Annotated in this window: 26 protein-coding genes and 4 pseudogenes; 20 read left to right on the top strand and 10 right to left on the bottom strand. The window is 37.6% G+C overall.

The window, feature by feature from the left end:
* Positions 1-30 precede the first annotated feature (30 nt).
* Positions 31-1,065 (bottom strand): YdcF family protein, encoded by a 1,035-nt coding sequence (locus tag NP781_RS12000; RefSeq protein ID WP_257522385.1) that lies wholly within the window; start codon positions 1,063-1,065, stop codon positions 31-33.
* Between the two features lie 115 nt (positions 1,066-1,180).
* Positions 1,181-2,347 carry an immunity 26/phosphotriesterase HocA family protein gene (locus NP781_RS11995; protein WP_257522384.1) on the bottom strand — a complete coding sequence of 389 codons (1,167 nt, stop codon included), beginning with the start codon at positions 2,345-2,347 and terminating at the stop codon, positions 1,181-1,183.
* Between the two features lie 182 nt (positions 2,348-2,529).
* On the opposite strand from NP781_RS11995, the gene NP781_RS11990 reads away from it, so the two are divergent.
* The 4 genes from NP781_RS11990 (at position 2,530) to NP781_RS11975 (ending at position 5,111) form a co-directional block, all read left to right on the top strand.
* A complete protein-coding gene (locus NP781_RS11990; protein WP_221680368.1) occupies positions 2,530-2,964 on the top strand; it encodes a GNAT family N-acetyltransferase in 435 nt (144 codons plus the stop codon).
* Between the two features lie 12 nt (positions 2,965-2,976).
* Positions 2,977-3,468, top strand: coding sequence for a nucleoside 2-deoxyribosyltransferase (locus NP781_RS11985; RefSeq protein ID WP_257522382.1), 492 nt, complete (start codon positions 2,977-2,979; stop codon positions 3,466-3,468).
* Positions 3,468-3,782: a YbjQ family protein gene (locus NP781_RS11980; RefSeq protein ID WP_221680370.1), complete on the top strand. Its 315-nt coding sequence runs from the start codon at positions 3,468-3,470 to the stop codon at positions 3,780-3,782. Before NP781_RS11985 ends, NP781_RS11980 begins: the two co-directional genes overlap by 1 nt.
* 408 nt (positions 3,783-4,190) lie before the next feature.
* The gene (locus NP781_RS11975; protein WP_257522381.1) at positions 4,191-5,111 is read left to right on the top strand and encodes a helix-turn-helix transcriptional regulator; all 921 of its coding nucleotides are present in this window, start codon (positions 4,191-4,193) and stop codon (positions 5,109-5,111) included.
* 31 nt (positions 5,112-5,142) lie between these two features.
* Here NP781_RS11975 and NP781_RS11970 read toward each other — a convergent pair whose 3' ends face one another.
* Positions 5,143-5,574, bottom strand: a complete 432-nt coding sequence (locus NP781_RS11970) for a hypothetical protein (protein WP_257522380.1) — start codon at positions 5,572-5,574, stop codon at positions 5,143-5,145.
* A gap of 93 nt (positions 5,575-5,667) precedes the next feature.
* On the opposite strand from NP781_RS11970, the gene NP781_RS11965 reads away from it, so the two are divergent.
* From NP781_RS11965 to NP781_RS11935, 7 genes are all read left to right on the top strand, one after another.
* Complete coding sequence (locus tag NP781_RS11965; RefSeq protein WP_257522379.1) at positions 5,668-7,356, top strand: AAA family ATPase; 1,689 nt, start codon at positions 5,668-5,670, stop codon at positions 7,354-7,356.
* A gap of 199 nt (positions 7,357-7,555) precedes the next feature.
* Positions 7,556-8,065 carry a TetR/AcrR family transcriptional regulator gene (locus NP781_RS11960; protein WP_054550387.1) on the top strand — a complete coding sequence of 170 codons (510 nt, stop codon included), beginning with the start codon at positions 7,556-7,558 and terminating at the stop codon, positions 8,063-8,065.
* A 92-nt stretch (positions 8,066-8,157) separates the two neighbouring features.
* Positions 8,158-8,577, top strand: a complete 420-nt coding sequence (locus tag NP781_RS11955; protein ID WP_257522378.1) for a DUF3995 domain-containing protein — start codon at positions 8,158-8,160, stop codon at positions 8,575-8,577.
* A 45-nt stretch (positions 8,578-8,622) separates the two neighbouring features.
* Positions 8,623-9,240 (top strand): histidine phosphatase family protein, encoded by a 618-nt coding sequence (locus tag NP781_RS11950; protein WP_257522377.1) that lies wholly within the window; start codon positions 8,623-8,625, stop codon positions 9,238-9,240.
* A 78-nt stretch (positions 9,241-9,318) separates the two neighbouring features.
* Positions 9,319-10,155, top strand: coding sequence for a D-alanyl-D-alanine carboxypeptidase family protein (locus NP781_RS11945; RefSeq protein WP_257522376.1), 837 nt, complete (start codon positions 9,319-9,321; stop codon positions 10,153-10,155).
* 666 nt (positions 10,156-10,821) lie between these two features.
* Complete coding sequence (locus NP781_RS11940) at positions 10,822-11,337, top strand: SH3 domain-containing protein (RefSeq protein ID WP_257522375.1); 516 nt, start codon at positions 10,822-10,824, stop codon at positions 11,335-11,337.
* Positions 11,328-12,083 (top strand): polysaccharide deacetylase family protein, encoded by a 756-nt coding sequence (locus tag NP781_RS11935; protein ID WP_257522374.1) that lies wholly within the window; start codon positions 11,328-11,330, stop codon positions 12,081-12,083. The genes NP781_RS11940 and NP781_RS11935 overlap by 10 nt, the downstream gene beginning before the upstream one ends.
* A gap of 48 nt (positions 12,084-12,131) precedes the next feature.
* Here the strand turns inward: NP781_RS11935 and gltS are convergent, their stop codons facing one another.
* Positions 12,132-13,316 carry a sodium/glutamate symporter gene (gltS, locus tag NP781_RS11930; protein WP_221680378.1) on the bottom strand — a complete coding sequence of 395 codons (1,185 nt, stop codon included), beginning with the start codon at positions 13,314-13,316 and terminating at the stop codon, positions 12,132-12,134.
* Complete coding sequence (hutG, locus tag NP781_RS11925) at positions 13,303-14,277, bottom strand: formimidoylglutamase (RefSeq protein ID WP_257522373.1); 975 nt, start codon at positions 14,275-14,277, stop codon at positions 13,303-13,305. Before hutG ends, gltS begins: the two co-directional genes overlap by 14 nt.
* Before the next feature lie 140 nt (positions 14,278-14,417).
* Between hutG and NP781_RS11920 the strand changes: the two genes are divergently transcribed.
* From NP781_RS11920 to NP781_RS11895, 6 genes and pseudogenes are all read left to right on the top strand, one after another.
* Positions 14,418-15,311, top strand: coding sequence for a LysR family transcriptional regulator (locus NP781_RS11920; protein WP_257522372.1), 894 nt, complete (start codon positions 14,418-14,420; stop codon positions 15,309-15,311).
* Between the two features lie 145 nt (positions 15,312-15,456).
* Positions 15,457-16,692 carry an acyl-CoA dehydrogenase family protein gene (locus tag NP781_RS11915; RefSeq protein WP_257522371.1) on the top strand — a complete coding sequence of 412 codons (1,236 nt, stop codon included), beginning with the start codon at positions 15,457-15,459 and terminating at the stop codon, positions 16,690-16,692.
* A pseudogene (locus NP781_RS11910) lies at positions 16,689-17,463 on the top strand (SDR family oxidoreductase). Before NP781_RS11915 ends, NP781_RS11910 begins: the two are co-directional and overlap by 4 nt.
* Before the next feature lie 13 nt (positions 17,464-17,476).
* The gene (locus NP781_RS11905; protein ID WP_257522370.1) at positions 17,477-18,520 is read left to right on the top strand and encodes a phosphotransferase family protein; all 1,044 of its coding nucleotides are present in this window, start codon (positions 17,477-17,479) and stop codon (positions 18,518-18,520) included.
* A 275-nt stretch (positions 18,521-18,795) separates the two neighbouring features.
* The gene (locus NP781_RS11900; protein ID WP_221680383.1) at positions 18,796-19,029 is read left to right on the top strand and encodes a DUF3955 domain-containing protein; all 234 of its coding nucleotides are present in this window, start codon (positions 18,796-18,798) and stop codon (positions 19,027-19,029) included.
* A 236-nt stretch (positions 19,030-19,265) separates the two neighbouring features.
* Positions 19,266-19,415: pseudogene (locus NP781_RS11895) on the top strand (alpha/beta fold hydrolase); the annotation flags it as partial.
* A gap of 262 nt (positions 19,416-19,677) precedes the next feature.
* Here the strand turns inward: NP781_RS11895 and NP781_RS11890 are convergent.
* The 3 genes from NP781_RS11890 to NP781_RS11880 all read right to left on the bottom strand — a co-directional run bounded on the left by NP781_RS11890 (position 19,678) and on the right by NP781_RS11880 (position 21,518).
* Complete coding sequence (locus tag NP781_RS11890) at positions 19,678-19,917, bottom strand: hypothetical protein (RefSeq protein ID WP_257522369.1); 240 nt, start codon at positions 19,915-19,917, stop codon at positions 19,678-19,680.
* Positions 19,918-20,059: 142 nt separating this feature from the next.
* Positions 20,060-20,635, bottom strand: coding sequence for a GNAT family N-acetyltransferase (locus NP781_RS11885; protein ID WP_257522368.1), 576 nt, complete (start codon positions 20,633-20,635; stop codon positions 20,060-20,062).
* Between the two features lie 16 nt (positions 20,636-20,651).
* On the bottom strand, positions 20,652-21,518 hold the full coding sequence (locus tag NP781_RS11880) for an AraC family transcriptional regulator (protein WP_257522367.1): 867 nt from the start codon (positions 21,516-21,518) through the stop codon (positions 20,652-20,654).
* Positions 21,519-21,785: 267 nt separating this feature from the next.
* On the opposite strand from NP781_RS11880, the gene NP781_RS11875 reads away from it, so the two are divergent.
* Entirely contained in the window at positions 21,786-22,541 is a 756-nt protein-coding gene (locus NP781_RS11875; protein ID WP_257522366.1) for a class I SAM-dependent methyltransferase, read from the top strand.
* A gap of 47 nt (positions 22,542-22,588) precedes the next feature.
* Here NP781_RS11875 and NP781_RS11870 read toward each other — a convergent pair.
* Positions 22,589-23,781: pseudogene (locus tag NP781_RS11870) on the bottom strand (Ger(x)C family spore germination protein).
* A gap of 141 nt (positions 23,782-23,922) precedes the next feature.
* On the opposite strand from NP781_RS11870, the gene NP781_RS11865 reads away from it, so the two are divergent.
* The gene (locus NP781_RS11865; RefSeq protein WP_221680388.1) at positions 23,923-24,306 is read left to right on the top strand and encodes a VOC family protein; all 384 of its coding nucleotides are present in this window, start codon (positions 23,923-23,925) and stop codon (positions 24,304-24,306) included.
* Positions 24,307-24,467: 161 nt separating this feature from the next.
* Here the strand turns inward: NP781_RS11865 and NP781_RS11860 are convergent.
* A pseudogene (locus NP781_RS11860) lies at positions 24,468-25,382 on the bottom strand (class I SAM-dependent methyltransferase).
* A 134-nt stretch (positions 25,383-25,516) separates the two neighbouring features.
* Here NP781_RS11860 and NP781_RS11855 point away from each other — a divergent pair.
* Positions 25,517-25,981 carry a hypothetical protein gene (locus tag NP781_RS11855; protein WP_257522365.1) on the top strand — a complete coding sequence of 155 codons (465 nt, stop codon included), beginning with the start codon at positions 25,517-25,519 and terminating at the stop codon, positions 25,979-25,981.
* Positions 25,982-26,992: the final 1,011 nt, after the last annotated feature.

The raw sequence follows: 26,992 nt of genomic DNA, 5'->3' as shown, positions 1-26,992 counted from the left end.
TAAAAAGTGTACGAATCCATATGCTAGAACCTATACAAAGAAAAAGCTGAATAGAGATAACGCAATCGAAATGATCACAATAGGTCCAATCATTTTCATATGTCGTTTTCGTGCCATTACAACAATCGCTACATATTCACGAATCATCGCATTTGGCCAATAATAAAAGGCTGTCTTAGAGCCAATGCCCTGACTATCTAAGCCTGCGAGTCTTGCATAAATACCCGCACGAAAAAGATGAAAATTATTCGTGGTGAAAATACTGTTGTAGGCTTCACCCTGTTTCTGGGCATCCATAAGCTGCTTAGAAAATAACATATTTTGATAGGTATTCACAGAGTGGTTCTCCTGAAGTGTATGCTCAATGGGTATGCCTTTTTCAATCGCATATCGTTGCATCGCTTCAGCTTCGGGTAGATTTTCATCAGGACCTTGTCCACCAGAGAAAATAATGGTAGGTGGAGTAGTTACTGCTGCTTGCTTGTGATAGAAGTCAATTGCCTTTTGAATTCTACTAGCTAAAAGTGGAGGCACCTTATCATTAATTAATCCACTGCCTAGTACAATAATAAAATCTTGATTCAATCGAGGGCGATTGAATTGGTAAAGAAAATAAGCAGATAAAAAATTGGATAAATGGATAAAAAAATAAAACGTAATGAGTGAAATTCCACCGAAAATGGGCTGGAGGTGGACTGAAAACAAACTTGCTGGATTGATAATCGGTAATAGGATAAAAAGTAAAATGCCAATGGCCACAAGTAATGTTAAGGAATTGGCTAAACGTCTACCTTCTCGCTTCATTAATACTCTCGCATTTAAAAATAAACCAAACATTAAAGCAACAATGCCAAAAGGAATTAAGATGAAAAGAGCAATTAGTGGAATAATGACAATAAGCCTTAAAAAGTAATGGTCAGATGCCAAAGATAGAATGACGCAGAATAGCAGAAATGAACACACAAATAGATTAAATAATAGCCCGTTGATCATTTTTCTTGGGTCTTTGAAGTAAGAAATAAGAAAAACGATGAAAAGAATCAGTGGAATAATGCCAAAATACATACAAAATGCACCTCTAGTGATGGAGTTGGTTAATGATATCTCTATATTATAAGTAATTATTGGATGAAATCAACCATCGATGAAAAAGTGGAGGGGGAGCATCTAGAAGCTCCCTCTATTTTTTTTGTGTACGATGATAGGTTTTATTGAGGTAATGAATATATTGGGTGCGGGTCAATCCACCCGTTTGGCGATTAAAGTCATCGTAGGAGATATCTTCTGGAAAACTAAATTCAGCGAGTGCCCGCTGACGATCTTCGCGGAAGTGAGGATGATCTAGCGACTCTGTTACAATTCCTTCCTCTTGCTTCAACCAATCACTGGCAACACCTGCATAGACACCATGATTGGTAAAACGGCTAGCTGTTTGATAGGAGGTGGAAGGTGCAGGTTTACTAATTGTTCCTGTCCCCCAGGATAGACGATATCGAGGCTCTTTCCCATAGTTTAGTGTCACACCATAGCCCATTGGAAATACAATATCGGATTCTGTTAACATTTTATGGCCTATCTTTTCATAGCATCCTCGCATAAAATGGTCATCCATCACAATATGGGTTTGAGGGGCCAATGGAGCAGATAGGATTTCCTCAAGAGAAGGCTTGCGCTCTGTCGTTGTCAACAAATAGGGCCGTACAAACAATGGCATTGTCATTACATTATGCCAAATACTATCTTCTCCAAATAGATGATCCTTTTGCATTTGACGTAAATCGCCAATGACGAGTACATAGCCATCTACAAATAAATCGATTTCTACACGAAAAATATCACCTGGCACAGTCTTATAGCGTAGACTTTTCATCTTGGTTAGCTTTTCTAGCTTGTCTGAGTAATCAGCAGGAAGCTGGGAGGGAAATTGCTCTAACCAATTCAAGAGAGCCGACTTAGTCGTTAAATGCTCAAAGCCTGTTAATGGTAGCTGGTAATATGTTTTAGTGTTACGAGCTGTAATATAGCTAGATGGATGGTTTTCATTACCTAGACCAGCAGAAAAAACAACGCCTGCAGCTTTCACAGCGGAGATATTGGTATAATTCAATTTCTTTTCTTTTCCACGCGCGGTTTGAGGGACAATGACTTCACGATTACGTGTTAAAATGTCGACATCCGCTTCTTGGTAGCTATGCTCATTCACGAAAATTCTTTTTTTAATGAGATCACCTTCAAGGCAAATAAAATAATCCTCTCGAATCGGAATCGTTTCCCAATGTGCTTCTAAAGTATGTAGGCCGAAATAGGGGCGCAATGAATTCGTTAACCAACTAGTAAATGGTGCCAAGCGGATTTCCTCCTAGCTATTGTTTTGTATTTTGGTCAAGTATACTGAATTTGGTGGGTGTCGAAAATAGTTTAGATGGAAAATAGTTACTTTTATGCAGTAGTAATAATTGCTTTTGGAGCAGATGCCTACCTTTTCTTCAGGCTATAGAACTGCTATAATGACAGACAGAGGTGATGAATATGCATATTGTGACGATTGAAGGCATACCCTATGCTTGGCTTGAACAATTACAAGAAATCCACGCTCACGTTTTTAATGGAGCAAGTTTGCCACTCGAAAAGCTAGAAAAGAAAGAAGGCCTTCTTTGCATATTGGCAGTGGAAGGTGACACATTGATCGGCTTTAAACTAGGCTACCCACATCCAGATGACATTTTTTATAGTTGGTTAGGTGGCGTTCATGTGGCACATCGAGGTCAGGGAATTGCAAGTCAATTAATGAAACAACAGCATGAACATATTAAGACATTAGGCTTTTACAAAGTTCGTACATACGGAAGAAATACATTCAAAGCCATGCTCATTACCAACCTCAAACATGGTTTCGATATACTATCAACATTTATTGATGAAAAAGGCAGACATAAAATTATATTTGAAAAAACAATTGATTAAGGAGTTTTATACATGAAAGCATATTTAGCAAATGGGTTATTTTCGTTGGGCGATCGTTTTGTAAATGAACAATTAGCAGCAGCTATTCGCGAGGCAGTGCCAGGCATCGCATTATACGTACCCCAGGAGAATGAAGCCATCAATGATAAATCTGCCTATGCAGATAGCTTAGCGATTGCTCAAGCAGATTTAGAGATGCTACAGAGTAGCGATGTTCTGATAGCTGTATTAGATGGGGTGGAAATTGATTCTGGCGTTGCCGCAGAGATAGGTGCGTTTTCGATGCTGAATCGTCCTATTATTGGTGTGCTAACTGATGTTCGTCAGCAAGGGCGGGACAATATGCAAAAAATAGAGGCATTGATCCGAGATGGGCTAGAGAATCAGTTTGTTTATCGTAATTTATTTGTTGTGGGGTTAATTAAACGCAATGGCGTGATTACATCTTCTATTGAAGAGGCTGTAAAAGCAATACAAAAACTACAGAACGGGGAGGTATCATGATGCTATTAGCTACATCAGACATTGTGGCAGGAAAAGATATCATGGAAACATTAGGGCTAGTGAAAGGGAATTCAGTTCAATCTAGGAATATTGGTCGTGACATGATAGCAGGACTTCGCAATATTGTAGGTGGAGAAATGAAGGAGTATGCGGAGATGCTTGTGCGCTCTCGTGAAATTGCCACAGAGGCAATGGTAGAGGAAGCCAAACAATTAGGTGCAGATGCAGTTGTAGGCGTTCGTTATGCTACTTCATCTGTAATGGATGGTACATCCGAAGTATTGGTATATGGAACAGCTGTAAAATTCAGATAAAAGAGTAGCAGGACTTTCATTCAATGAAAGTCCTTTTTCAATGGTTAAAAAGTGACACATTCATCTAAAATGCTGTAAAATTTTAGTTAATTATGTCAAAAATACAGTCTATTGTGCTGCTTGAATGGTGATTTATTATAGGATGCGTATAGTACAAATTATACCAATAAAGTAGAAGTTTTATCTTGATTCAGTTTATAGATAAGAGATGAATGCACAAAATGGTTCTCTTTGATTTAGTGGGTGTTAACATACCAACTGAATCAAGATAAAAGCCTTAGCGGATGTCACAGATTTTGAAGAGGAGCTTTTTGAGCAACTCGCAAAAAATCAGGACACAATCTGTGAGAGGGCCATTTATGGCCAATGTATTGCAAGCTGGGCATGATAGAAGAAAGAGTGGGATATATGGTAGATTCACAACAAGGCAAAGGCTATCGCGTTCTATCGATGTTTGATCGATTGATGGATGGCCAAGGAATCAACAAGAAGCAAGAAGCATTGACACATCAGGTTGGTGAAAAAACCATACAACGGGATATCGATGAAATTCGTACGTATCTAGAAAAGGCTAAGCTAGATTACCATTTACAATATGTGCGTTCAGAAAAAGTGTATAAATTAATAAATATAAAAAACAATCGTTTATCTAAAGAACAGGTACTAGTCATCGTTAAAATTCTGATTGCCTCAAAAGCTCTCGTAAAATCGGATATTGGTGAGATCGTTAATCAACTTCTCTCACATGTAGCAGTCGATCCACTGTTATTAAATGAAAAAGTTGTATATGAAGATATTCATCAAAACAAGTCATTATTGTCCTTGATATGGGGAATTTCCACAGCCATTCAAAAGAGAAAGGTTATTACCATTGATTATTTACAGGAGGGTGAAGCGATTCCAACTGCAAAAATTTTAAAGCCGCTCGCTGTTATCTTTTCAACACATTATTTTTATTTAATAGGAAATAATCAAGACACCCCAACTGTTTACAGAATGGATCGTATTCAGCATTTTCGTGAAATGGCTATCAATTTTGAATTTCCATCTGTACATCCATTACAAGTAGAGGACGCTAATGACCTTACTCATATACGTATTCTCTATAAAGGTCGTTCTCCTGAAATAGTCTACAGTCGTTTCCCAACAGCCCACCTAGTTTCACAAAACAATCATGAATATGTTTTTGAGGCAGAAGTGTTAGAATATGGCGTGAAAGAGTGGTTGCTAAGTCAAGGAGCCGATATGGAGGTATTAGAGCCAATTGAACTGAGAGAAGAAATCATTGAGACCGTACAAGCTATGCAGCAAAATTATCGTTACATATAAAAACCCGTGCGTACATGCACGGGTTTTACGCTTACTGAAACAATTGTTTGATAAATGTCATATCGATATCCTTAGTGAGCTTATAATCTTTCATATAATTTTCCTCATATAAATAAACAAATAAATGCTGGTCATCATCTAAACGCAAGCCAATTTCCCTGTTGTCATTAATTGAGAGTGTTAGCCAGTATGCTTCATGAGAATCAGAATTCGAAAACCACACTTTTTTTAAAGGTAGGTCCTTAAATGGCTGCATAATTTGATTGATTTCTGCTGCGTCAGTAATCGTTACTGTTTTTTCATCTGAGGAACGAATAATTTCAATCTCATGAATTTTCTCCATTTCGAGACGTTCTGTTACCTCTGTTGTAAAATCGGTGTCTCGTGTTAACAGCATTGTCGAGATATACAGAATAAGTAGTGGTAGTAAAATGCCTAGAAGTAACTTGTATCTTTTTTTCATGCTCGTCTCCTTAAATTCTAAAAATTCGCACATATGTATTCTTTTCCACGCTATAATTGAGCATATACTGAAATGATGAAGGAAGGCAATTAAATGACACATAATCATGAAGAAAAAGAACTATTTTACCCCAGTGGAATCATCATGTATCGAGGTGGCGTCAAAAAGAATGATTTCGGTCACGATATTTATGACGGCAAAGGCTCGCTATTTGATCAAGAGGGAGAATTATTATTCGAGGGTGAATTCGTCAATCATATGAAGCAAGGCAATGGCATTATGTATTTGAAAGGACAACTCATTTATCAGGGTGAATTCATACAAAATAAAAAACAGGGTCATGGCATTTTATATAAGGATGGGCATATTCATTATGAAGGTCATTTTCGCAATGATTTAATGGATGGCTATGGTGTTTTATACTATGAAGAAGAAGTAATTAGCCCTTATCAAACACTACGAGCACAGTATCCACATTTAAATCAACCGCAGTATGAGGGTGACTTTGTCCATGGCATGAAAAAGGGCAAAGGCAAGCAATACTATCCAAATGGATTTTTACAATATGAGGGTGATTTTATTTGGCATCATATGCAAGGGGCTGGGAAGATTTATTATCCTACGGAATCACCAACAGCTGAGGAGCTTGCACGTGGTGTAACTACACTTCACTATGAAGGTCATTTCTTTGAGGACTTAAAGCATGGTAAAGGCAAAGTATATTCTAGGGATGGAATTCTAGAAGCGGAAGGGCAATTTAAAGAGGATATGATGACAGGGCAAGGAACGCTCTATTATGCCAATGGGCAAGCTTCCTATATTGGTGACCTCGTTCAAGGCAAAAAACATGGACGAGGTGATTATTTTAATGAAGAAGGCAAAATTATCTATAGTGGTGAATTTATCAACGATGAGCGGTTGCGCATTACACCTGAAGTCGAGCAAGAGATTGCCAAGCTACAAAAACAATTAGATAGTCTTGTAGGTCTTCCGAATGCAAAGAAGGAATTACATAATTTAATAAACTTTATTAAAATTCAAAGTCTGCGTGTGGATCATGGTTTAACAAGCTTTCCTATTACGTATCATCTTGTCTTTTCGGGCAATCCAGGCACAGGTAAAACAACAGTGGCACGCATTATTGGCCAAATCTACAAGCATCTTGGCGTCCTTTCAAGTGGGCATTTTGTGGAAACCGATCGTGCAGGGTTAGTCGCTGGCTATGTTGGACAAACAGCATTAAAGGTTCAGGAAGTCGTTAACAAGGCAAAGGGCGGGGTACTTTTTATTGATGAAGCCTATTCATTAATGAATGATAAACAGGATGCATTTGGGAAGGAAGCTATTGATAGTTTATTAAAGGCAATGGAGGATCTACGTGATGACTTAGTAATTATTGTTGCGGGCTATACAGAGCTAATAGAAGAATTTTTACAATCTAATCCAGGCTTTAAATCTCGCTTTAATCATTTTGTACAATTTGATAATTTTAGCACGGATGAACTATATGATATTTTTGCGATGCTTTGTCAAACGAATGATTATCAATTTGGCGAAGCATTTGCCCAACATATGAAAACACAACTACGTCATATGCCGATTGAAACCATCCCTAATTTCTCGAATGGTCGTTATATTCGAAACTTGTTTGAAAAACTAGTGACGATCCAATCAAACCGATTGATTCAACAGGCAATAATCTCGAGAGAAGAACTCATGACATTTGAGGAGCAAGATATTTTACAGGGCATTGCTGAAAAGTTGTTTGACAATACTTTTTAAGACAAGGAGTAGACGCATGAAAAAGCTATTAGTGTTTATTTTAGTGTGTGCATGTATTTTACCACGTCTAGTAACAGTTCATGTTACAGTGAATAATCATATTAATGTACGCCATAAAAACGATAAAAGTTGATGAAAGATGTATAAAGTGGTAATATAAGACAAAACATACGCTAACGTATTTTTTTGGAGGGCAATTATGCAAGTAACGAAAGAGGATTGGATTAGAGCGGGTCTAGAGCAATTAGCAGAAGCAGGGATTCATAAAGTACGTATTGAAGCACTTGCTCGATCATTAAACATTAGTAAAGGTAGCTTTTATCATTATTTTCGTGATCGTCAACAACTTTTAGATGCCATGCTAGACTACTGGGAAAACCACGCAACAAAGGCCATTATTCAAAATATGGAGCAAGTTGATGCTACTTTAGAGCAGCTTTTACGGATAAGTTTTCACAAAAATAAAAAGATGGAGATAGGCATTTATGCTTGGGCCAAATATGATTCAGATGTCGCAAAGCGTATCGTTCAAATAGAGGAGCAGCGAATAGCCTGTGTGGCGACACTCTATCAAAAAAGTGGTATCAGCATAGACGAATCCACTGATCGTGCAAGATTAGCTTATTTAACCTATATAGGCTGGATGACACGATTTGAAGCCAATCCTCATTTCGATCTTGAAAAAATGATTAAGCTGTTAATACAGTAAGAAGGTCTCTCAGAGCTAACATGGGCTTTGAGGGACTATATTTAACGCTAGAACATACGGTAGCGTATGTAAATGTGAAGAGGAGGTAGAACATGTTTATTTTATCAATTGTCGCAGTGGGACTATTATGGCTCATTAGTATCCTACATATTTATTGGGCCTTTGGTGGTCGATGGGGTAGAGAAGCTGTTATTCCTATGAAAGAAGGCAGCCAACAAGCCGTTTTTACGCCTAGAAAATGGGGCACGCTCTTTGTTGCCATGCTGTTGATGCTAGCAAGTGGTATCATCCTTGTTCAAGGAGGCTTCATGCCATTTTTTCAAGCCTCTATTTTTTCAAAAGTAGGAAGTATCGTTTGTGCGCTAGTATTTTTGCTACGAGCAATTGGTGATTTTAAGTATGTTGGTATTTTTAAAACGATTAAGCATTCCACATTTGCTCAAAATGATTCAAAATGGTATAGTCCTTTATGCTTGTTTCTTAGCTTTGTGTATGTGCTAGTGCTAGTTTAACAGCAATTTTACTTTAACAAGGGGAGCAGAACGGGGGAAATAAAAATGGAGCAAATGATTTACTTACTTCGTCATGGTGAGACGAATTATAATACGCAAGGAAGATATCAAGGACAGCTTGATTCACCACTCACTGAGCGTGGTCGGGAGCAGGTTCAGCAAAATGCACGCATGCTGAAATCACTTATTGGCGATGCAGATGAATGGACCATCCTATCAAGTCCAATGGGAAGAGCCATGCAAAGCACAGCCATACTTTGTGAAACTCTTGGCTATGACAGCAACAAGGTGAGGCAGGATTCACGTTTAACAGAGGTTGCTGTGGGACAATGGGCTGGATTAACCATGGCGGAAATACAGCAACAATGGCCTGCCTTGTTAACGAACACGGATGCCTTCAATTGGTATTTTCGTGCACCAGATGGGGAAACCTATGAAGCTGTTGTAAGCAGATTAACTGCTTTACTTGAAACGATTCAACCACTTTCAAAAGTGATTGTTGTCTCGCATGGCTTGACTGGTCGTATTTTACGCGGCGTCTATGCGGGTCTAAGCAAAGAAGAGACACTCAAGTTAGAGGTTTCTCAAGATGTAATGTTCAAATTAACAAATAAAGAAATTACAAGAATTAGTTCAAATTTCGATGATGATTTTTACCTGTGAAAATATTTGAGCTCATCCCATTTTTCTCAAGGAATATTCAGAAATGCCGCCTCTTATAATGTGTAGGAGGCGTTTTTTATGAAAAAATGGATGTTATTAGGCTGTATTTGTATTATGGTTTTCTTATTTTATTATACAAGCAAAACATATGAATTTACGCATCTAGAACTGCCATCATTACATAGTCAAAATGCTTTGTTACTCAATGAACAGGGCGATGTATTATACGAAAAAAATGCGGATGCTATTATTTATCCTGCATCCTTAACAAAGATCATGACAGCCATCGTTGCCATAGAGATGACAGATAATTTACAAACACAAACCATTGTAGAGCCCCAAACGATTGCAAACTATACGGCACAAAATGCTTCGATGGCAGGCTTTCAGGCAGGAGATTTTGTCACGATGGAGGATTTATTGTATGGTACACTCCTTGCCTCAGGTGCCGATGCAACAGGAACACTTGCAGATGCTGTCGCTGGCAGTGAGGACAAATTTGTCACGTTGATGAATAACAAGGCGCAAGAATTAGGCATGCATAACACACATTTTGTTAATTCCAGTGGCCTACATGATGAGGCACATGTATCCAGTGTGCGGGATATCAGCAAGCTTCTGCGATATGCATTGGAAAATCCCACCTTTTATCAAATATTTACCTCAAAAAGCTACACAACCTATGTACCCAATCAATTAATCATCACAAACTCATTATTTACAAAATTACCGGGTCTAGACAGTCCGATAATAGGTGGAAAAACAGGCTATACCCCAGAAGCAGGACTGTGTCTGGCGACCATAATCGAGAAAGAGGGGAAATCTTTTTTATTCATTACAACCAATGCTCCTAGCTATATATGGACCCCACCCCCACATATTGAAGATGCCCTAACTGCTTTTGAAGCATTATAGGAGGAAAATAAATGAAAAAACCTCAACTTTTTCATGGTTCCTAACGTCTTAATAGAAAGGGGGGATTATATAGCTGAGGTTCAGTGGTGGATAACCAGCTTTTTATAGGTAACCATCAAATACGGGGAGAGCTGCTGCTAAAAGTGAGGGAGCAGCTACACAGGGATGAGAATCCGCTCTAGAAGGTGTAGAACCCGCTCTAAATGAGAGGGGAGCCGCTCCAAGAGGTGTAGAACCCGCTCTAAATGAGAGGGGAGCCGCTCCAAGAGGTGTAGAACCCGCTCTAAATGAGAGGGAAGCCGCTCCAAGAGGTGTAGAACCCGCTCCAAATGAGAGGGGAGCCGCTCCCAGTAAGGAGAAAGCCGCTCACCTAATTCCGTAGTCAGCTTAGGCACGAGAATCAATTCTCCAAAAAGGAGCTATCAAAAAATCTACAAAATAAGCCACCATCATTTAATTAGCATAATATATGCATAGTTTCTCAGTAAAAAGGGAAGGAGGAATGTAGAAGTATTTACTAAAATACGAATTTTAGCAGCATCGTAAAAGGGAATCTAGTTGATTATTACTATTTTATGGCAGGGTTGTTTACTCTATAATAAAAGTTAAATCCTAGCAATTTTTTAGCAAACAGACATGGAAGACATCTAAGGGCGGTGTAGAACAATGAAAAAATTTTTACCCTTTGCCATCGTTTTGACGTTTATGATGTGCATCTTGGCAGGGCAACTTTCAGTAAATGCTGAAGGGTCAGTGGTGATTCACAAGGTAGTCAAAGATACGGTTATTTTTGAAGAAGCTTCTACGAATAGTGCGGAGATCGGGGAACTTTCGAAAGGTAGCTTTGTTTCAGTAACAAAAGTAAGTAAAGGTTGGACACATATTCAAACGCCAGAGCAGGAGGGCTATGTCACATCTGATGCTTTAGTCAAGTTGAAGTCTGAGGGATACCTAGTGATTCAAAAGGGTGGTACAACATTATTTACAGCCCCAAGTCAATATGCCCAGCATGTAGGACAGCTCTATGAAGGACGAATAATTTATGTATATGGCACAGCACCTGGTGGTTGGTCTTTCGTTCAATATGGCGAGGAGATAGGATATGTAGCGACAAACGCATTAAAAAAACCAGCTCCAACGAAGAAAAAATTAATGCTGTTGCTGGTGCTGAAATGCGTTTAACAGCTAGTCCAAACGGAGAAGTACTTGGTACACTTCCCAATAAAACAACTGTCCAGTATTACATAACACTTGCTGGTTGGGCTTATGTAGAAGCAGGCGACCTAAAAGGGTATGTCAAAGCTTCTGAGCTAGCAGATATTCAGTTAATAGATAATAAAGTTTATAATAAAGGTGTGCCAGTAGCGAAAGGCGCAAAAAAACGGGTAGCCTTAACATTTGATGATGGGCCAGATGCTAAGGTCACACCACAAATTTTGGCAACGTTAAAGAAATACGATGCCAAGGCTACATTCTTTATGGTAGGTAAAAATGTGTCAAGAAATGCTACAATCGTTAAACAAGTCTATGAAGCAGGACATGAAATCGGAAACCATACCTTGAGCCATAAAAAATTAACGACCTTATCAATAACAGGCGTTAAACAAGAAGTCAATGGCACAAGTAACGCTATTTATACAGCCATCGGGCAGTATCCAACTGTTTTCCGTCCACCCTATGGAGCGACCAATGACCAAGTACGTTCTGTCATGACAATCCCCTCGATTTTGTGGTCGATTGATACACTGGATTGGAAACATCACAATCCAGATAAAATTTTAGCGTATGTCAAAGCCTCTGTAAAAGATGGGAGTATTATTCTAATGCACGATATCCATCAAACGACAGCCAATGGTTTAGAAAATGTTATTCTTTATTTACAAAAACAGGGCTATGAATTTGTTACAGTAAGTGAGATATTACAATAATAGAAAAGCTTTGCAATCGTCTACTCAGAACGAATGCAAAGCTCTTTTTTATTTAAATAAATTGATAGTTGTAATAATAATAGGAATCCCAAATACGTCAATTAAAAATGCGCCAACAATCGGTACGACAAGAAAGGCTTTTTTAGAAGGCCCGAAGCGTTGCACAACGGCTGACATATTGGCCATGGCATTTGGTGTTGCGCCTAGACCATGTCCTGCAAAACCTGCTACCATAACAGCAGCATCGTAGTTTTTGCCAAGTAATTTAAATAACACAAAAATACTAAATACAACAATAAAGAATACTTGCGCAAAAACAATGATGAATAATGGTAGTGCCAAATCAGCAATTTCCCATAATTTAATACTCATGAGTGCCATGGAAAGGAATACACCTAATGTGACATCTCCAATTAATGAGATGCTTTTCATATTAATGGCTTCAGGTTTGAATTTATCCATAATATTGCGCACTAATACAGCCACAAACATTGCTCCTACATAGCCAGGTAGAACGAAACCTGTTGCTTCTGAGAATAGTGTGCCGACATACGTACCAACAGCCATACAGAAAGTAATTAATAAGACTTGTGTAAAGAACGAATCCGATGTAATTTGCTCATTTTTATTTTCATATTCGACTTCTTCCGATTCTTGTTCATCTGGTGTTAAATTATATTTACCTACTAAATATTTGACAATTGGTCCACCAATTAAGCCACCAGCAACTAGACCACATGTTGCGGCAGCAGCACCAATTGTCATAGCTGAAGAAATCCCTAAATCTTCTAAGGTTTGGCCAAATGCAGCTGCAGCGCCATGACCACCCTCCATAGAAACGGTACCCGCCATCATACCGATTAAAGGATGGATCCCCATAAGTGAGGCCAGAGATACTCCAATGACATTTTGCATTAACGCTAGGAAGCCACATGCTAGCCAGTAAATAATCAGTAATTTACCACCGAGCTTTACAAGTTTAAAGCTTGCACCTAAGCCAATTGTCGTAAAGAAAGTAATCATAAATAAGCTTTGTAAAGAAGTATCAAGTGATATTTCTAAAATACCCGTTGTTTTTAAGATGGTAGCAAGAGCAGCGAACAATAACCCACCAACCACTGGTGCTGGGATACAGAAACGCTTTAAAAAGCCTATTTTATTGATAAGAAAGCTTCCAAATGCAAAGAGTGCAACAGCTAGGAATACCGTTGTAATTTGATTAATTTCGATCATGAACCTTGCCCCTAAGTAAGTTGTTCAGTGCCTCATATACAAAATAGGCACCTAATTTCACTGTACGTCCGTTTTCATCTAATAACGGATTGACCTCACAAATATCAAATGAATGGGTGTGAGGGTGTGAAGTGACTTGTTGCAAAATTGAGCGCACAGTCGATGGGTCAAGCCCAAACGGTGATGGAGCACTTACACCTGGAGCAAATGCTGCGTTCAATACATCCATACATAATGTTAAAAGAATATAATCATGCTTATCCATAAAATGGTGTAATGCATCCGTTAATTGTTGTTGATAGGCTACCGTCATTTGATCCTCATAAACATACTTCACATTTAATTCATCAGCTTTTTCGAAAAGTTCTCTTGTATTGCCGTAGCGTTGAATACCCACAACAAAATAGTCAGCATGTGGATCCTGCTCTAAAATTTGACGGAACATCGTACCTGACGAAGGCTGTTCATCATATGGTCGTAAATCAAAGTGAGCATCTATATTGATGATGCCGATTTTAGCTTCCTTTGGTAGAGCAGAACGAACGCCTAAATAATGCCCATACAGCGTTTCATGCCCGCCACCTAGCACTACACATGATAAGTTTTTTTGTAGGATTGTTGCTACGACTTCACCAAGCTCACGTTGGGCCACCTCTAAAGCATGGTTTAGACAAACGATATTGCCAACATCAATAATTTGCTGATCGTCCTCAAATGTCCACGGTAAACTGGCTAAGCCTTCTCGTAGGGCGTTTGGACCATTTGCTGCCCCTATACGGCCTTGATTTCGACGTACCCCTTCATCGCAGATAAAACCAACGAGAGCTGCACTTTTCTTATCTGAAGCGCTTACATCATTAATCGCGACTCTTTTTACTTGTTGATGTAAACGAAAGCTGCTTGTATTTGTCGTTGAATCTATTCGGCCTTTCCATTGTTTTTGATCTGTCATTGTGTACATAAACTTATCAACCCCATTGTGAATATTATTGTAGTAAAAGTATTGTTGTAATTCATTATATATTCACATAATTATAATTACTAATATATAATTAATATTAATCTATAGCTTTTAGCTATAAATTTAGGAGGTATCTATAGGTGGACATTAAACAATTACACTATTTTATCGCTGTTTCAGAACAGATGAATTTCTCAAAAGCCGCAGAAAGACTGCATATTTCGCAGCCTTCGTTAAGTAATGCGATCAAAAAATTAGAACAAGAGATTGGCTCCCCTTTATTAGGGAGAAATACTAGAAATCTGCAATTAACAGAAGCTGGAGAATTACTTTTTGAACGAGCAAAAGTTATTGTAAAAAATATGGAAGTGCTAAAAATCGAAATGGATGAAGTGATTGTTCATGGCACAAGGGACATTACCATTGGTGTCATGGAATCTATTAAGCATTGGCTGCCAAAGGTAATCGCCAACTATAAAAAAGACTATCCTCACATGAAAATTCACTTAGTCGATATTTTAGGTAGTAAGCGGGTGAAAAAATCCTTGAAAAGCTATAAAACTCATTTAATCATCACCAATCAGCTAATGGATGATCCAGAGTTGGAAGTTCAAACTTTATATGAAGAACGGTTGGTCGCAGTATTACCTTTACAACATCCGTTAGCCCAAAAGGATACTTTAACCATTTCAGATATTTGTGAAGAACCATTTATTATTAGTACCGAGGGCTTTCAAACAAGACGAGATATCTTAACGTCATTTGAACAGGCTGGTAAAAACATCAATATTCAATTTGAAATTGAGCGTTTTGAAACCGCTGTATCGCTTGTACGAGAACATTTAGGAGTGACCATATTACCTGAAAATTACTTGCAAGGACCGACTGCCAAAACGATTGTAAAAAAAGAAATAGAGGGTCTGAATTTAAGTCGCAATGTCTATCTAGTGTACTTAAAAAACCGTCATTTACCATTAGCCATCCGACAATTACTGAAGGATATCGTACAGTTTTTTGAAAATAAAATGATGTAAGTCCATAGTAATGAATTTTCTCCTTTATTAGAAAATTCAAAAATAGAACATTGCTTTACTAGAAAAATAGCGGTAACATTTATTGTAAGAATGAAAATGAACATTCATTCATTTTGCGAAGTTCAAGCAAAGGGGGTATCTTCTAATGAATTTTTCCTATAGTGAAAAAGTTGAGAAGTTACAGGACAAGCTGAAGAATTTTATGGCGCAATACATTTATCCAAATGAAGCCGTTTATGCTGCACAGGTTGAGGCAATGGAGGATCGTTGGGGAGCGATTCCACCGATTATGGAGGAGCTGAAGCAGAAGGCACAACAGGCAGGTTTGTGGAATTTATTTTTACCAGATAGTGAATATGGGGCAGGTTTAACCAACTTAGAATATGCACCTTTATGTGAAATCATGGGCCGCTCACTTCTGGCCCCCGAAGTGTTTAACTGCAATGCACCTGACACAGGCAATATGGAAGTACTTGTACGCTATGGATCGGCACAGCAAAAAAAACAGTGGCTTGAACCATTATTACGAGGCGAAATACGGTCCTGCTTTGCGATGACGGAGCCAGCCGTTGCATCCAGTGATGCTACAAATATTGAGGCAAGCATTGAACGCGATGGAGATGAATACATTTTAAATGGCCATAAATGGTGGACAACTGGTGCTGGGGATCCTCGCTGTAGGGTGGCTATTTTTATGGGCAAGCATAAAGATACAACGGCCCCTATCCACGAGCAACAGTCTATGATTCTCGTACCGATGGATACACCAGGGGTAAAAGTGGAGCGTATGCTAACGGCTTTTGGCTACGATCATGCACCAGAGGGACATGGTGAGGTTACATTTACCAATGTGCGTGTACCTGTGGACAATATTTTATGGGGTGAAGGAAAAGGCTTCGCCATTGCGCAGGGCAGACTAGGGCCAGGGAGAATTCATCACTGTATGCGTCTTATTGGTGCCGCAGAGCGTGCATTAGAGGAAATGTGTGTGCGTGTACAAGCACGGCAGGCATTTCATCGACCACTAGCAGATCAAGGGGTAATGCGGGAGCGAATTGCGGAATCTCGGATGGATATTGAGCAAGCAAGACTTTTAACATTGAAGGCTGCTTATATGATGGACACGGTAGGCAACAAAGAGGCAAAGGCTGAAATTGCCATGATAAAGGTAGTTGCTCCAAATATGGCACTCAGAGTCATTGATCGAGCTATCCAAGCATTTGGTGCTGCTGGGGTAGGGCCAGATACAACGCTTGCTGCACAATGGGCTAATTCTCGTACATTACGTTTAGCGGATGGACCGGATGAGGTGCATCGTAATACCATTGCTAAACTAGAATTGAAAAAGCATGCCAACAAACAAGAGGAGCTGGTGAAATGACGGTCCTAGAGTTATTTAGCTTAAAAGGTAAAACAGCGATTGTGACTGGAGGCGGACGTGGACTCGGCGCACAAATTGCACAAGGATTTGCAGAGGCAGGAGCCAATGTGGTCTTATGCTCACGTAAGGTGGAGGCATGTGAGCAGGTTGCCACAGGACTCGAAAAGCTTGGTGTTCAAACATTAGCCTTAGCCTGTGATGTCACAAAGCCTGAGGATATTGCCAATGTGGTAGCCCAAACGATTACAACATTTGGTAGAATTGATATTTTAGTCAATAACAGTGGCGCATCATGGGGAACACCTGCCATTGATATGCCCTACGAAGCCTGGCAAAAAGTATTTGATGTCAATGTCAACGGGACATTTTTATTCAGCCAAGCCGTTGGCAAAATTATGCTAGAGCAGAAAAGCGGCAAAATCATTAATATTGCTTCTATTGCTGGACTAGGTGGGACGCTACCAGCCTTTATGGACACGATTGCCTATAACGCGAGTAAAGGGGCTGTCATTACTTTAACGAAGGATTTAGCTGTCAAGTGGGGGCCACAGGAGTCAATGTCAACGCCATTGCACCAGGTTTTTCCCTACAAAAATGTCCAATGTCTTAATCGAACGTGGACAAGACTATTTGATGGGTGTTACACCGTTGAAGCGATTAGGCTCCGAAAATGATTTAAAGGGCGTAGCTTTATTTTTAGCAGCACCAGCTTCGGACTATGTAACAGGGGATGTCATTGTAGTAGATGGGGGCATGAGCTCCATTATTTAAGGAGGGAAATAGAATGGATACGATGCAAGTAAGGTCAAGTGAACGTTTAGATATGGATAAACTACATGCCTTTTTAGACAGTTATTTCACTGAGCTTCCACAGGGGAAGCTTGAAATAGCACAATTTAGTGCGGGACATTCCAATTTGACGTATTGTTTAAAAATAGCTGATTTTGAAGCTGTTCTACGTCGTCCTCCTCTTGGACCAGTTGCCAAAAAAGCGCATGATATGAAGCGGGAATTTACGATTTTATCGGCACTGCATCCATTTTTACCATCGGTTCCAAAACCATATGTCTATGTGGAGGATCGAGACATTATCGGTAGTGATTTCTTTTTAATGGAGCGCAAAAAAGGTATCGTCCTTGATACACATTTTCCAAAAGGCACAGAGCCAACAGAGGAGCTAGCACGTCAATTGTCTGAAATGATGGTCGATTCTTTAGTTGCATTACATGCTATTCCTTATCAGGACACACCGTTAAAGGATATCGTGAAGCCTGACGGATTTCTTGAAAGACAGGTGCATGGCTGGATTGAGCGCTATGAACATGCGAAAACAGCAGAACATGCAGAAGTAGCAATGTTAACAGAGTGGTTAAAAAACAATCTTCCATCCAATCAAGAGGCAACCATTATCCATTATGATTATAAATTGAATAATGCAATGTTCTCCGAGGACTATACCGAAATGATTGGCCTTTTTGATTGGGAGATGGCAACAGTAGGGGACCCACTTGCTGATGTTGGTGTAGCAATGAGTTATTGGATGCAAGCGGATGACCCAAAAATGCTATTATATGCACTTGGTGAACCACCAGTAACTGTATTACCAGGCTTTTATACCCGACAGCAATTTATTGATCGTTATGCGGAGAAGAGTGGGCGAGATGTGTCAGCTATTCATTATTACTGCACATTTGCTTATTTTAAATTAGCCGTTATTTGTCAGCAAATCTATTATCGCTATGTTAAAGGGCAAACGCAGGACGATCGCTTTGCTCAGATGGATAAAATGGTCGCTGCCCTCATACAACAAGCCTCTAAATCAATATGATTTTATGGAAAAACGGTTACTTTTAACAAAGTAGCTGTTTTTTAGAGCTCATTATAACAGATTATCCGACATTAATTTATATAATTATTTATGCTAACTCGCACAAAATTTACTCAAAAAACATAATAAATCACGTACAAGAAAATAAAGGAGGGGGAACGTTTGTTCTTTTGGTTAGGAGTTTTAATCAATAATAATTTATTGTTTTTCAATAAAAAATAATTGACTTATAATAAAAATAACGCTATCATCAATACCCACAAGGATTTAATAATATGGAGGAAGAAATAATGAAAAAATATTTACTTGCCACAATTCCGATGATCATGGGGATCGTCTGTTTATTAATAAAAGGCCTTATAGGAGATGAGATACTAGCAGATGGGACGATCGTAGAGAAGAACTTCTTTTTAATACCATTGAGCTATTTATTTATCTTTAGCGGCATACTTACATTCGTGATTATGGCGTTATCTTCTACATTCAAAAAGCAAACTTCCGTATCATAATGCTAAAAACAGGCCCTGAATAGGAGCCTGTTTTTTTATAACCATGTTTGATCTAGCTTATCACTGTAGTCGTGAATAGCTTTTTTATAATCTTGAATGCCTTGATGATTGGCTGTGCGTAATATAATCATACTTGCCTAGACCTACAAAAATTGGCTTGTTAACTTGTAGCATTTGTTGTAAAAGGTTCTGCTCCGCAAAAGCTACTCCCATAGATAATCAATAATTTCCATATATATTTAGTAGCCCCTATCTCATTATGGGATGCAGTAGATCATATTCTCAATGTAAAGAAAGTCATTTTTGAAAAAAGTGGTCATAATCCTATGTTTGAAGAACCTGTATGTTTTAATGAACAGCTAATTCAATGGATAAACGAAGGGTAGTCGAATGGCTGGTTATGCTGTATAGCAATTAACCAGCCTATTTTAATAATGAAAAGAGAAAAGCCAGAGTATCAACTACCTCAACAAGTTTTACGTATTGCATCAATGTTTTGACAGTCCATAATGACAGGCCGTGCCCTATCATCGATTTGAAGGAAGTACCCGCAGCAACTTTGCGGAATAAGATAAATAAAGTATAATCCTAGAAATTGGCTACCATCTGAGAGGTATACATCTACTAAAGTCCCTGGTTCAAAACATTCTAAGTGACTACAAATACAGCTTTGACAATGCTTTTTAACTTGATTTTGTTTCTGATATTTTTTTCAAATTGGGGACTATTATAATATTTTATTTTATAAGAATCTTCCTCAATAATAGGATGATCTACGCTGGGAGAGTGACCAAAGTAAACATTCTTTGATTCACAATAGCATTTAGAAAATTTATGATAATTGTTAAATTCCCAATTCATTCGTGTTAAATATCTGTTTCCATCCATTTCTAAAACGCTCCTTTATGATTACAATGTCATGCTAGCATGAGTCATCTATTTCTAGTCTATGTGAAAGAGCCCTTTAGGAGATGGTAAAATGTCCATTTATCTGTACAATATAAGAAAAGACTAAGCTCATTAGTAGAGTTTAGTCTTTCAAGTCGTAATCGCCTTTCAATAAGCCGTATATCTCTAAATCAACAACACCTTTGCCAGACCATAATGAAGCTTGTCTCAAAAGGCCTTCTTTTAAAAATCCATTTTTTATCAGAACCTTTTTCGAGGGTTCATTTAAAGGCATGACTTCTGCCTGTATTCGATTAACATTTACCTCTGCCAATAAAAATTTTACGATTGTTGCAACTGCCTCTGATGCAATGCCTTTTCCCCAGGATGCTTCAGCTAAATAGTAACCAATTGTTACCATATTTACTTTTTGATTAAAGTCCATTGCTTCGATAATCCCTACTAGTTTTTCACTTTGTGATTTTTCGAAGATTCCCCATTTAATCCTGCCTTTCTTTGTATAATCACGTTCAAAATGGCCAATCATTTTTTGAACGGTTTGAAGGTTGTGTTTTGGGATGATGCCACAATACTCAAATACCTTGTCATTATCATAAATAGCAAATAGCTCTTGTAAATGTGATTCTTCTATTTTTTTAAATTGTAAATTAGCTGAATGTAAGGTTGGGAATTGCTTAAATACTTTCTCAATATTCATCGACCTTGCTCCTTTATTATTCTTTAATGGGAATGTAGATTTTCATTTTCATCTCATGTGGATAGATAGATTGCATGACATCGGTTATTTCAAAATCAGGACCCGTATCGCGCTCATAATTAGAATTCGGCAACCATACTCCGTAAATGAAACGTCTTGTATTTTGAATTCCTTCCGCAGTGCCATTCAATGTAAACTCTGCATATTTACCAGCAGGAATTTCAAGGTGGGTGAAGCCTTCCTCTAAATGCTCCTCAAAGATTTCGACTACCTCTCCTACAATAAAGGAAAACCGGCCATCCTCCTGAAAGTTTGTAGAAATGCCATACGCCATATTAGGGGCTACCTTATAGGAGATTCGCTCATAGTATTGCTGCTGACCAAAATCCAAATAAAAGCCTGGGATTTCTGCATAGAACTGTTCGTCTTGTAAGGACGTTTTGTATTCATAGCCTGTAATACGTTTTTTAGATAAGTGAAGTATTTCCGGTCGTTGCATAGGGAGTTCTCCTTCCAGTTTATAATCCAAAAAGTTTATTTTGGTTTGAAATGGTATGGAATTGGCTCCTTTTCGGTATTTAGCAGGTGTGACACCAAAATACTGTACAAATGCCCGTGTAAATGCCTCCTGAGAACCATATTGAAAGTTGATTGCAATGTCAAGTATATTCTGCGTTGTTGTTGCTAATAAGGAAGCTGCTTCAGAAAGCCTCCTGTTGCGAATATACTGTTGCACAGAAAAACCTGTAATGGCTTGGAAAAGCCGTTGGAAATGAAATGCTGAAAAGTAAGACTGAGAAGAAATATCTGTAATCGTTAACTTTTCATGTAGGTTTTTCTCAATAAACTCTATAGCGTTTTGAATTCTTTCAAAATAATCCATACCATCATCCTTTCTTAACTCAATGGTACCGTTGAATAGGAAGGGTTTTTTGATAATTTGTGCTAATTTGTACATTAAATTGTACTATATAGGAAATCAATATAAATATTGATTAAAAAGGAAAATAAATGTATAATTTATCTAAATATACAAGAAAGTGAGTGATAGATAATGATAGTCAGCTCTGTTTTCCCATTGAATATAATAAAGGTGCGGGAGAATAAATAGATTAGTTGATTTCTTCCGCAAATAATCGGAGGAGAATATATGTACAAAAATTACGGACCGTTAAGCACAGCACTTTATGATTTTACAAAACCAGTTGGATACTCGCTTGGTGGAGATATTGAATATTATCTAGAACGACTGCAAGGTGTAAAGGGGAAGATTCTAGAAGCAGGGGTTGGTTCTGGACGTTTCTATATTCCTTTTATGGAAAAAGGCTTTGATATAGAAGGAATTGATCATTCCCCAGAAATGCTAGCATCCTGTCGAAAAAGATGCCAAGAACGAGGATTGACGCCAGTGCTGTATGAAGGAAATATTTGCCAATTCACCTTAGGTCAACAATACGAAGCCATTGTTATGCCTACAGGCTCATTTTGTTTAATTGAAAATCATCAAGAAGCACTTTCAGCATTAACCTCTATGTATCAGCACCTTGTCCCGGGTGGGAGACTCCTAGTAGATTTATTACTTCCTACAGACTGGAAAACAGGAGAAATTACGACATCTTACCATCAAATTTCACAAGATGAAGGAATTGCCCTTGAAAGAAAATCGATTGCCATGAATTGGGTGGAGCAATATACGTTGATGGTTTTAAAATATGAGAAGTGGCAACAAGGTACATTAAGTGATACGGAACTGCAAAAGTTTTTATTACGCTGGTATGGGATTGAGGAATTTAAGCTCCTATTACAAAGTGTTGGCTTCTCTGCAATTACTTGTTCTGCGAATTATAAGTTCCTTCAACAACCAACTGAAGAAACGTCACTCATAACGTTTGAAGCAGTACGTTAATTAAAATGACCAGTACTCCTTAAAAGAGTACTGGTCATTTTTACGAATTAGTCAAGCTTTAATTTTGTTGCAGTTCCTATTCCTTTTGTATGCACATCGACTTCAATTTGAACTTCAAGATCAGGATAGAGGGTTAGCCAGTTCTTTTTAATTCGATTCCATGCTTGATAGTCCTCTCGGTGTAGGACATTGCTAAATTTTAACAAATCGGCTTGATAAGTTTGTTGAATCGTTTGAAGTGTACGTTCTAATCGTTCCTTGATTTGTCTGCTCGTTTCTTTATTTAAAGCATCGATGGTTTTTGATTTTGTTAAATCCAATGGGCAACTTATCTCTGCAACGTTTTGCTCAATTTCGAGTTTGATGGAAATCGAAGGTATATCATTTTGAAAATGACCTGTCACTTTAGTAGAAGAATTAATAATTTCTGTTGAGATTTTCCTTCTTCAGGACAAGCAATAATTTCAAAAGTACTTTTTATATTATTATTTAAAAAATTATAGTCTCTGCTTTCTTGTTCTGTTAAATAGCCGATGAGTTTATAATTTTTAAAAATAGCCAGTCCACCATATTTTAATTGTGCAGGGCTATCAATTTTTTCTATATTCGAGCTAAAATCTCCAGCATCCGCATCACCATGTATATGAATAGAGGGTAAGACGGCACTATGATCAATACTGCCTAAAGATTGGATTAAATCATCAAGAATAACAGATTCTGTTGTCCCCCACACTGCTTCAGAAACCTTTAATGATTTAAACATTTTGCTAGCAGGCACATCCTCTAAAGGGGTTAAGACACTTAATATTTCTTGTGCAGTAAAATCATGAGAAACAATAAAGTTAAAATCACTTCGTCCTTCTGGGTCTCTTTGAAATAAATCTAAAACGCTATTCATACCTTCCTTAGCCATTTCTTCACCAATAATAATAATTTGGGCATGCGCATAATAAGGCTTTCTAGGTGTTAGCGCTGTTAATTTTCGAATGGCATCAAATAAAGATTTCCCTTTAGCATGGTAGGTAAAAACAGGGACTTGAATGCCAGTTGCTTTGTTCGAAGCCACTTGACTTGGATTAACAATCTGAACAGAAATTTCGAATAGCTCGTCCGATTTATCCACTCCAACAGCCGTAACAATAGCTAGTTCGTTTAACTCCCGCTTATTCCAGCATCCACCTAATAAAAGAAGTACTGACAGCAATAGGATGAATGATACCTTGTGTTTGATGGTGGACACCTCCTCTAGGTAAAGAAGACATTTCCGATACTATTAAGGATAAACAAAAGACATGCAAAATAATCAATAATAGAAATCTCAATGAATCTTTTTAAAGGAGAATAAAATGAAGAACACAAACTGTGAAAGGGAGGTAAGAAAATGAAACAATCCTTATTTAAAGGTGTAGAGGCCATTTTTATTCCAATAAAAGATCCCAAATTATCGGCTAAATGGTATGAGGAAATACTTGGATTTAAGCTTCTATATATAGAAGCGGGCGCAGCAGTTATGAAGATCACTGAACAATCTCCGACGGTCATTTGCTTAGTAAAAGCTAAGGAGCATCAGCCATGTCATTTTCCAGACAATCACTTTGGTGTGGGGAAATATGTGAACTTTCTCTCTCAAAATATTGAAGAGACTTATTTATTTCTAGTGGAACATCATGTTCAAGTCGAGGCTTTAGAAGGAGAAGAGGACACCAAATTTTTTACCTTCTATGACCCTGATGGGAATCCTTTAGGTGTTTGTCAATCATTATAAGCGGGTCACTGCGTTAACAGTGACCCTAGTAACAAATCTAGGAGGTGTAAGGCTAATTAGCTTTACACTACTATAGTATACTAATTCTCTATATTGAAATAGTTAATTGCCTGGGTAATAAAAAGAAAATTTAGAATTTTGGAAAATTAAATAGAGTGGACCTATTTTTTAACAATATGCATGTAATGGATAGTTTCAAAAGCACACAAGTAATCTGTCCGATTTTGAAAATACAGCTCTTGAATCGCTGTAGGAGATAGATGTTCATATATAAGCAAACCTAATCGATCTAACATCCTTTCCATGTCCTCATAAGCATAGCATGATTTCATTGGTTCACCACCAAGTGCGGCCATTTTGACCATGTTTTCTACTCTATTGGAGAGTCCTTTTTCCGTGAAGAGAGATTCATCAGCATAATCCAAAACAATGGAACTACCTGCTGGAACTAAGGCAAATAGATGATTGAGTAAACTTGCTAATTCATCTTTTGTTAAATAATAAGAAACACCTAATAGACTAAAAAATGTTTTTTTAGATTGGAAGCCTTGCTCTGAAAATAATTGAGATTGAAATTGCTTTGTAAAATCCATCGGTACAAAATGCAAATGATTCAAGAGGGGGAGAGAGGCTTCCTGTAATCTTCTCATTTTCGATGCCTGCGTAGTGGGATAATCCACCTCAAAAATTTCTAGCCTGGATTGTCCTTGTTGCTGACGATACGGAAAAGTATCGAAGCCAGCACCTAAGATGACATATTGCTCGACACCAAGCTGTATTTCACTGTCCAAGACTCTTTCACAATAAGCAGCACGTGCCAAAGGAGTTGGTGAGAGTTAAACTTGTGTAATCCATTTAATTAATTCCTTTGAATTGTCTTTAAACTTTGTAGCGATATCTTTATTAAAAAATTCAATGCCTTGTATCATAGTAGCTTGAATATTTTGATATTCTTCTTGTGAAATCAATTCTTTGGCTATATAATCATCAAAAATTTTCGGTGTATCAAATTGGCTATGGTAGGCTCTACTAAAGGCAGCCACTAATGAAGTGATACTAGATTCCTGTTGATTCATACCAACACTCCTTAACAAAAAATAGGATTCTCCTGGCCAGGAGAATCCTATTATATATAATATTTATTTAAATGTAAATTTTAGCATAAAATCATTTTTTTGTCAAGTTTCTGATGCTGAGAAAGAGGAGTAATATGAAAAAATTTATAATAGCCTTATCTTTACTCTTAGCAGTAATTGTTAGTGGTATGCTCATTATATGGAAAGAGCAAAGCTATTCTGCTACAGATCTGTTGGAAAATGCTAATTTTCAAGTGGAGAATGCCATTATAACGCTCCATCGTATAGATACAGATAAAGAAGATATCTTTTCTGAAATGAAAATATCAAAAGAAACACAGCAAGAATTGATACAGTCTTTTCAACATGCAACATTCAAAAAAACAACTATAAAAACTATTGATTACGATTATCGAATGACAATTTCACTCAATACAAGCTACCCGATGTTCATTGATTCTAAAAATAAAATATTGGTTCTCCTTAACACAAATGAAAGCTTTGAGCTGATAAAAGATAATGCTTTTTTTAGTCTTTTAGAAAAAGCAAGGGAAGATTCACAGAAATTAGTTAGTATCCAACACAAGTTAAATGAGTAGGGATACTCCTGTGAATTATGTAGATGGACCAATTGGGAATGGTAAATTTCACCTCTCCTTTTATAGTGACCATTCTGATGGAACTCGGTATCCGATAGGAAAATAAAGGCACACAATTATTTAGCTGGAGTGTCACAGAGTCAAAAAAATATGGGCTAAAGGTACAGTAGCTGCTGAAGAACAAACATCATTACTGGAAAAAGAAGCCTATATGAGTCTGAGGGAGCGTGTACTATTCAATTAGTTGGTAGATGGAGCTGACGGCGTGTTTGATTTTGCGATTTAATTTGTAGCGTAAAAAATTTTTAAGAATGTGTAACTTTTTAAAACATCAGCCGTCTAACTCATCAGTAGAATACAAAGAACTAAAGCAAACTAGTAACATTCACTTTTCACAAAAGGGCCAGGATTCACATTTTTTCGTGTTTCCTGGTCTTTTTGTGGTGGTGGTCCTATATTTTAAAGAAAAAATAAAGAATTTATGAAACCTTTAGCCTGTTCATTCGTATTGTAATTTGAATCTAAAGCTAGACAAAAATTTAGTAAGATTCACTTTCACTTAAAAGACTAGAGCTTACATCATCATGTGAGAATCTAGTCTTTTTTGTATGGTTGTTTAGATATTGTTCAGTATAATATGTTAATCTATGAAAGAAGATTTTTCATAGTCTTCAACCTAAACGCAAAATGACCAGTTCTCTTTAAAAGAGTGACTGGTCTTTTTGTTTAATGTTCCTTTAGCAGACTGTGCTTCTTCAGCATGTTTTATTAATAGCACGAAAAAGTTATGAAAGGGAGAAATTAATTTAAGTATAGTTGCTTCACCTATCATAGTTAAGATCATAGAGACCTATATGTTTGTAACAGAGATGTCTAGCTTGTATTGCTTTCGGTATCACCATGCGAGAATAAAGAAGTAAATTTCATTAATTATTCAGTTAGAGTAGGGGGAGCATTGTTATCAATTTCAGTTTGTAGAAACATAATTTAAATTATGTGAAAATAGCAAAC

The organism is Lysinibacillus sp. FN11 (assembly GCF_024628845.1).
Lineage (GTDB): Bacteria > Bacillota > Bacilli > Bacillales_A > Planococcaceae > Lysinibacillus > Lysinibacillus capsici.
Note: the sequence above shows the minus strand (reverse complement) of the source record. Positions and strands in the feature narration are given on the sequence as shown.

Excerpts from the sequence above, each read along its gene's own strand:
- NP781_RS12000 (WP_257522385.1), bottom strand. The coding sequence starts at position 1,065 with ATGTATTTTGGCATTATTCCACTGATTCTTTTCATCGTTTTTCTTATT.
- NP781_RS11915 (WP_257522371.1), top strand. The coding sequence starts at position 15,457 with ATGAATTTTTCCTATAGTGAAAAAGTTGAGAAGTTACAGGACAAGCTG.
- NP781_RS11960 (WP_054550387.1), top strand. The coding sequence starts at position 7,556 with ATGCAAGTAACGAAAGAGGATTGGATTAGAGCGGGTCTAGAGCAATTA.
- NP781_RS11965 (WP_257522379.1), top strand. The coding sequence starts at position 5,668 with ATGACACATAATCATGAAGAAAAAGAACTATTTTACCCCAGTGGAATC.
- NP781_RS11885 (WP_257522368.1), bottom strand. The coding sequence starts at position 20,635 with ATGAATATTGAGAAAGTATTTAAGCAATTCCCAACCTTACATTCAGCT.
- NP781_RS11955 (WP_257522378.1), top strand. The coding sequence starts at position 8,158 with ATGTTTATTTTATCAATTGTCGCAGTGGGACTATTATGGCTCATTAGT.
- NP781_RS11980 (WP_221680370.1), top strand. The coding sequence starts at position 3,468 with ATGCTATTAGCTACATCAGACATTGTGGCAGGAAAAGATATCATGGAA.
- NP781_RS11855 (WP_257522365.1), top strand. The coding sequence starts at position 25,517 with ATGAAAAAATTTATAATAGCCTTATCTTTACTCTTAGCAGTAATTGTT.
- NP781_RS11970 (WP_257522380.1), bottom strand. The coding sequence starts at position 5,574 with ATGAAAAAAAGATACAAGTTACTTCTAGGCATTTTACTACCACTACTT.
- NP781_RS11890 (WP_257522369.1), bottom strand. The coding sequence starts at position 19,917 with ATGGATGGAAACAGATATTTAACACGAATGAATTGGGAATTTAACAAT.
- gltS (WP_221680378.1), bottom strand. The coding sequence starts at position 13,316 with ATGATCGAAATTAATCAAATTACAACGGTATTCCTAGCTGTTGCACTC.
- NP781_RS11950 (WP_257522377.1), top strand. The coding sequence starts at position 8,623 with ATGGAGCAAATGATTTACTTACTTCGTCATGGTGAGACGAATTATAAT.
- NP781_RS11900 (WP_221680383.1), top strand. The coding sequence starts at position 18,796 with ATGGAGGAAGAAATAATGAAAAAATATTTACTTGCCACAATTCCGATG.
- NP781_RS11905 (WP_257522370.1), top strand. The coding sequence starts at position 17,477 with ATGGATACGATGCAAGTAAGGTCAAGTGAACGTTTAGATATGGATAAA.
- NP781_RS11940 (WP_257522375.1), top strand. The coding sequence starts at position 10,822 with ATGAAAAAATTTTTACCCTTTGCCATCGTTTTGACGTTTATGATGTGC.
- hutG (WP_257522373.1), bottom strand. The coding sequence starts at position 14,277 with ATGTACACAATGACAGATCAAAAACAATGGAAAGGCCGAATAGATTCA.
- NP781_RS11865 (WP_221680388.1), top strand. The coding sequence starts at position 23,923 with ATGAAACAATCCTTATTTAAAGGTGTAGAGGCCATTTTTATTCCAATA.
- NP781_RS11880 (WP_257522367.1), bottom strand. The coding sequence starts at position 21,518 with ATGGATTATTTTGAAAGAATTCAAAACGCTATAGAGTTTATTGAGAAA.
- NP781_RS11975 (WP_257522381.1), top strand. The coding sequence starts at position 4,191 with ATGGTAGATTCACAACAAGGCAAAGGCTATCGCGTTCTATCGATGTTT.
- NP781_RS11945 (WP_257522376.1), top strand. The coding sequence starts at position 9,319 with ATGAAAAAATGGATGTTATTAGGCTGTATTTGTATTATGGTTTTCTTA.
- NP781_RS11990 (WP_221680368.1), top strand. The coding sequence starts at position 2,530 with ATGCATATTGTGACGATTGAAGGCATACCCTATGCTTGGCTTGAACAA.
- NP781_RS11875 (WP_257522366.1), top strand. The coding sequence starts at position 21,786 with ATGTACAAAAATTACGGACCGTTAAGCACAGCACTTTATGATTTTACA.
- NP781_RS11935 (WP_257522374.1), top strand. The coding sequence starts at position 11,328 with ATGCGTTTAACAGCTAGTCCAAACGGAGAAGTACTTGGTACACTTCCC.
- NP781_RS11985 (WP_257522382.1), top strand. The coding sequence starts at position 2,977 with ATGAAAGCATATTTAGCAAATGGGTTATTTTCGTTGGGCGATCGTTTT.